This is a genomic window from Algibacter sp., from assembly GCF_049667265.1.
In the GTDB taxonomy this organism is placed as follows: domain Bacteria; phylum Bacteroidota; class Bacteroidia; order Flavobacteriales; family Flavobacteriaceae; genus Algibacter_B.
The window spans coordinates 1-3,797 of sequence record NZ_JBATHX010000185.1; the positions used below are offsets into that span (position 1 = coordinate 1).

The window sequence follows — 3,797 nt, forward strand, 5'->3', positions numbered from 1 at the left end:
GCTAGAAAACCATACCGAATTTTAGACCCAAAAAACTATCCAACAGATGAGTTGATTTATATAGAATCTATTGAAGTTGCTGCTATTAAAGACCCAATGCCAGAAGACGGTCCTTGTATTTTTACTGGAAAAGCAGCCATTTATTATGGCTCCGAAGATTATTTTGATGATAAATTAGGCCATGTTTTACTAAAAAATCAACCTTTAGCCATTTGCGATAAAACTGCTGGAGCAATTGCTGCCTTAGGTAGAGATGATATTTTTATTAGTGAATCGACCTTCCATTATGATGGTGGAGGATGTTGTTAAGACGATACTCGTCATTTTATTATCATGAAATACTATAGTTTCCTTTTTTTAATCTGTGTTTTTTCTGCTTGTTCAGGCTCAAAACAGGCGGTAGAAAATGAAAAGTCTAAAACTGCTGAAACCAAAACAGAAATTAAAATAAAAGATAGCATTATTGAAAAAACTGTAGCTATTGAAACCATCAAACCTGTTAATTCAAAACCAAAAATAAATGATTCTTTAACTTCGAATGATATTACTCAACCAATAATAGGTTCATTAAAAAAACCGCATCATAATGATTTTAATGAATTACTAGAGGCATATGTTTCTGATGAGGGCTTGGTTAATTATACTGGTTTTAAAAAGAGACAATCAGACTTACAAAATTACATTTTATATTTAGGCAGTTCAATGCCGAATGATAGTTGGACAAAAGAAGATAAACTTGCCTATTGGATTAACGCCTACAATGCCATGACCATTGATTTAATTCTTCGTCATTATCCAATTAAAAGCATAAAAGACATCAAAAACCCTTGGGACCAGCGTTTATGGAAACTGGGTGAAAAATGGTATAATTTAAACGAAATTGAGCATGATATTTTAAGAAAAATGGACGAACCGAGAATTCATTTTGCCATTGTTTGCGCATCTTTTTCTTGTCCGAAATTGCAAAATAAAGCCTTTAAATCTGAAAATTTAGACGGGCAACTTTCAGAAGTAACCAGGGAATTTTTAAGCGATCCAAACAGGAATGACATTTCTGAAAACGACATTCAACTTTCAAAAATATTCCAATGGTTTGCCAAAGATTTTAAACAACAAGGCAGTTTAATTGATTTTTTAAACGTGTATAGTCCAACTAAAATCTCCGCGAAAGCGAAAAAAAGTTTCAAAGATTATGATTGGGCGCTTAATGAATAAAACCAAAGGTTATCTTTTAGCGTAAACATATATATGATAAGTATTGTTATCCCTGTTTTAAATGAAGCATTATATATAGGAAAACTATTAGAACATTTACTTGCACAATCATCTTCAAAAAATATTTCAGAAATCATTATTGTTGATGGAGGAAGTACGGACACCACCAAAAACATGGTTCAGAATTTTTCAAATTTCACAAATATTCCTAATAAAAAAGCATTTAACTATTTAGTTGATTCGGTTTCAGAAAATACATCCAAATCAACTGAAACATTTATAACGCCTATTCAACTTATAAGTTCTAAAAAAGGGCGCGCCAAACAAATGAATTTAGGGGCAAAAACGGCAACCGGGACTATCCTTTATTTTTTACATGCCGATTCGCTTCCACCTGAACATTTTGACCAATTAATTATTAATGAAATTAAAAAAGGAAATGAAGCAGGTTGTTTCAGAATGCAGTTTGATAGCAACCATTGGTGGTTAAAACTATCTGGTTGGTTTACAAAATTTAATTGGCGGCCTTGCCGTGGTGGCGACCAAAGTCAGTTTATTACTAAAACCCTATTTAATGACATTGGAGGCTTTGATGAACGTTACATTATTTACGAAGACAACATTTTAATTAACGAATTGTACGCCAGAAAACAGTTTGTTGTTATTAATAAAACACTAAAAACGTCAGCTAGAATGTTTGAAAAGCATGGAGTTTGGAGGCTTCAGGTTTTTTATTTATCCGTCTATTTTAAAAAATGGCTGGGTGCTACTCCAGATAAGTTAGCGCAATATTATTCAAAGTATTTTAATGTTAAAAAGTTATAAAGTTGACTTAAAAAAAATTAAATGTTACAATTAGCTTAGTTATTCGTCTAATTTTACACGAAACAACTTCTAGTATGAAACACTTTTACAGCTTTTTAATTCTTTTATTTATTACCATTAGCGGCTTTTCACAAAACCCAATAAACGCTAAAATTCTAGACTCTATTTCGCTGCAACCTATTCCCTACGCTACTATTTCGATAAATAATAATTCGGGCGTGATAAGCAATGAAAATGGGGAATTTTCCATGTATTTAAATGATCATATTTCCGATAAAGACTCTTTAAAAATAAGATCGTTAGGCTATGAAACTAAACAGTTTTTAATTAAAAACTTTACTGAAGACGTTATTTTACTTAATTCTAAATCCATTGAATTAAAGGAAGTTATGTTATCGAATAAAAATTATTCGCCTGAAGAAATTATTGAAAAAATAAAAGAAAACCTCAGCAATAATTACGATTTCAGTTTTATAAAAAGCAAACTCTTTTATAGAGCATCCTATTATTCAAAGCTTTTAAAAAATGATGTGAAACTGAAAAAATCAACCATTCCAGAATTTAATCAGCAATTTATTGATAGTTTATTAATCGCCCTTCCAAAAGACGCAGACGATTATACCGAAATTTTAGCTGATTTATACGGTAAAACAGGGGTTGTCGATGCACAGAAAATAGACATTATTAAAGCGTCTCATCTTTACGATAAAAGCAAAGAATTAAGCTTTGAAGGTTACGAAGAAAAATTCAATAACATCATTAAAAAACATGTAAAGCGAGATTCTTATTTTAAAATTAAATCAGGAATTTTTGGCACTAAAGAGGAAATTGATTCTTCTTATTTTGAAAATGCTAACGCTAAGGATGTTGAAGAAACTCAAGCTATGTTGGAAGAAAAAAAGAAACAAGAACAGGAGCGAAAAAAGGATTTTGCCAACTACAGAAAATCTTCGATAGTGGATTTACAACGTAACAGTTTTATATTTGAGGACAACTATTTGAATTTTTTAAACAAATCGAATAGGTATGATTTTAAGGTGGAAGATTACAGTTTTTTAAACGATGAGTTTGTTTACAAAATAAGTTTCACACCAAAACGTAAGGAAGATTACAAAGGCATTATTTATGTGAATACGGATGATTTTGCTATTATTCGCATAGATTACGAAAATGTAAAAGTCCTTAAAAACTTCAGGCTATTAGGCATTTCTTATAATCATTATCTAAAAAAAGGAACCTTAATATATGCTAAAAACAACTCAGATAAATATGCACTTAAATATGCAGATATGGAGGAGGGCAGTAAATTTGGTATTAAACGCCCATTAACCATCATTGAAAAAAACAAACATACTAAAGGACGCAGAAAACAAAACCAATTAAGCTCAGATATTCATTTTGCTATGTCTAATACCCAAAAAACAGAATTGGTAGTATTTGGAAATGAATCTATATCAGAAACCGCTTTTAATAATTTTGAAGAAACTCCTAAAGTTGAACCTGTTTATTTACCAAAATACGACCCAGAATTCTGGAAAGGCTACAATGTAATGGAACCTAATAAAGCCATAAAAGATTTTAAGAGTATTGAGTAGTGACTTATTTACTTATTCCGCCCAATTTCATTTGGATATAAAGCAGGTAAATTATCACTTTGAAATACTTCTTTAGTATTCACATCAACCACCGATAATTTTCCTTTAAAAGCAGCACCTGTATCTATATTCCAGACGTTAACAGCATTCATTGGCACATCA

The 3,797-nt window shown here is 30.9% G+C and carries 3 protein-coding genes and 2 pseudogenes; 4 read left to right on the top strand and 1 reads right to left on the bottom strand.

All coding sequences use genetic code 11. The annotated features are described in order from the left end of the window. From WBN21_RS06975 to WBN21_RS06990, 4 genes and pseudogenes are all read left to right on the top strand, one after another. A pseudogene (locus WBN21_RS06975) lies at positions 1-309 on the top strand (arsenosugar biosynthesis arsenite methyltransferase ArsM); the annotation flags it as partial. Between the two features lie 24 nt (positions 310-333). After that, on the top strand, positions 334-1,215 hold the full coding sequence (locus tag WBN21_RS06980) for a DUF547 domain-containing protein (protein WP_424198765.1): 882 nt from the start codon (positions 334-336) through the stop codon (positions 1,213-1,215). Positions 1,216-1,248: 33 nt separating this feature from the next. Next, positions 1,249-2,040 (top strand): TIGR04283 family arsenosugar biosynthesis glycosyltransferase, encoded by a 792-nt coding sequence (locus WBN21_RS06985; RefSeq protein ID WP_424198767.1) that lies wholly within the window; start codon positions 1,249-1,251, stop codon positions 2,038-2,040. A 74-nt stretch (positions 2,041-2,114) separates the two neighbouring features. Then, positions 2,115-3,635 (top strand): carboxypeptidase-like regulatory domain-containing protein, encoded by a 1,521-nt coding sequence (locus tag WBN21_RS06990; protein ID WP_424198769.1) that lies wholly within the window; start codon positions 2,115-2,117, stop codon positions 3,633-3,635. An 8-nt stretch (positions 3,636-3,643) separates the two neighbouring features. Here the strand turns inward: WBN21_RS06990 and WBN21_RS06995 are convergent. Continuing rightward, positions 3,644-3,797, bottom strand: a pseudogene (locus WBN21_RS06995) (serine/threonine protein phosphatase); the annotation flags it as partial.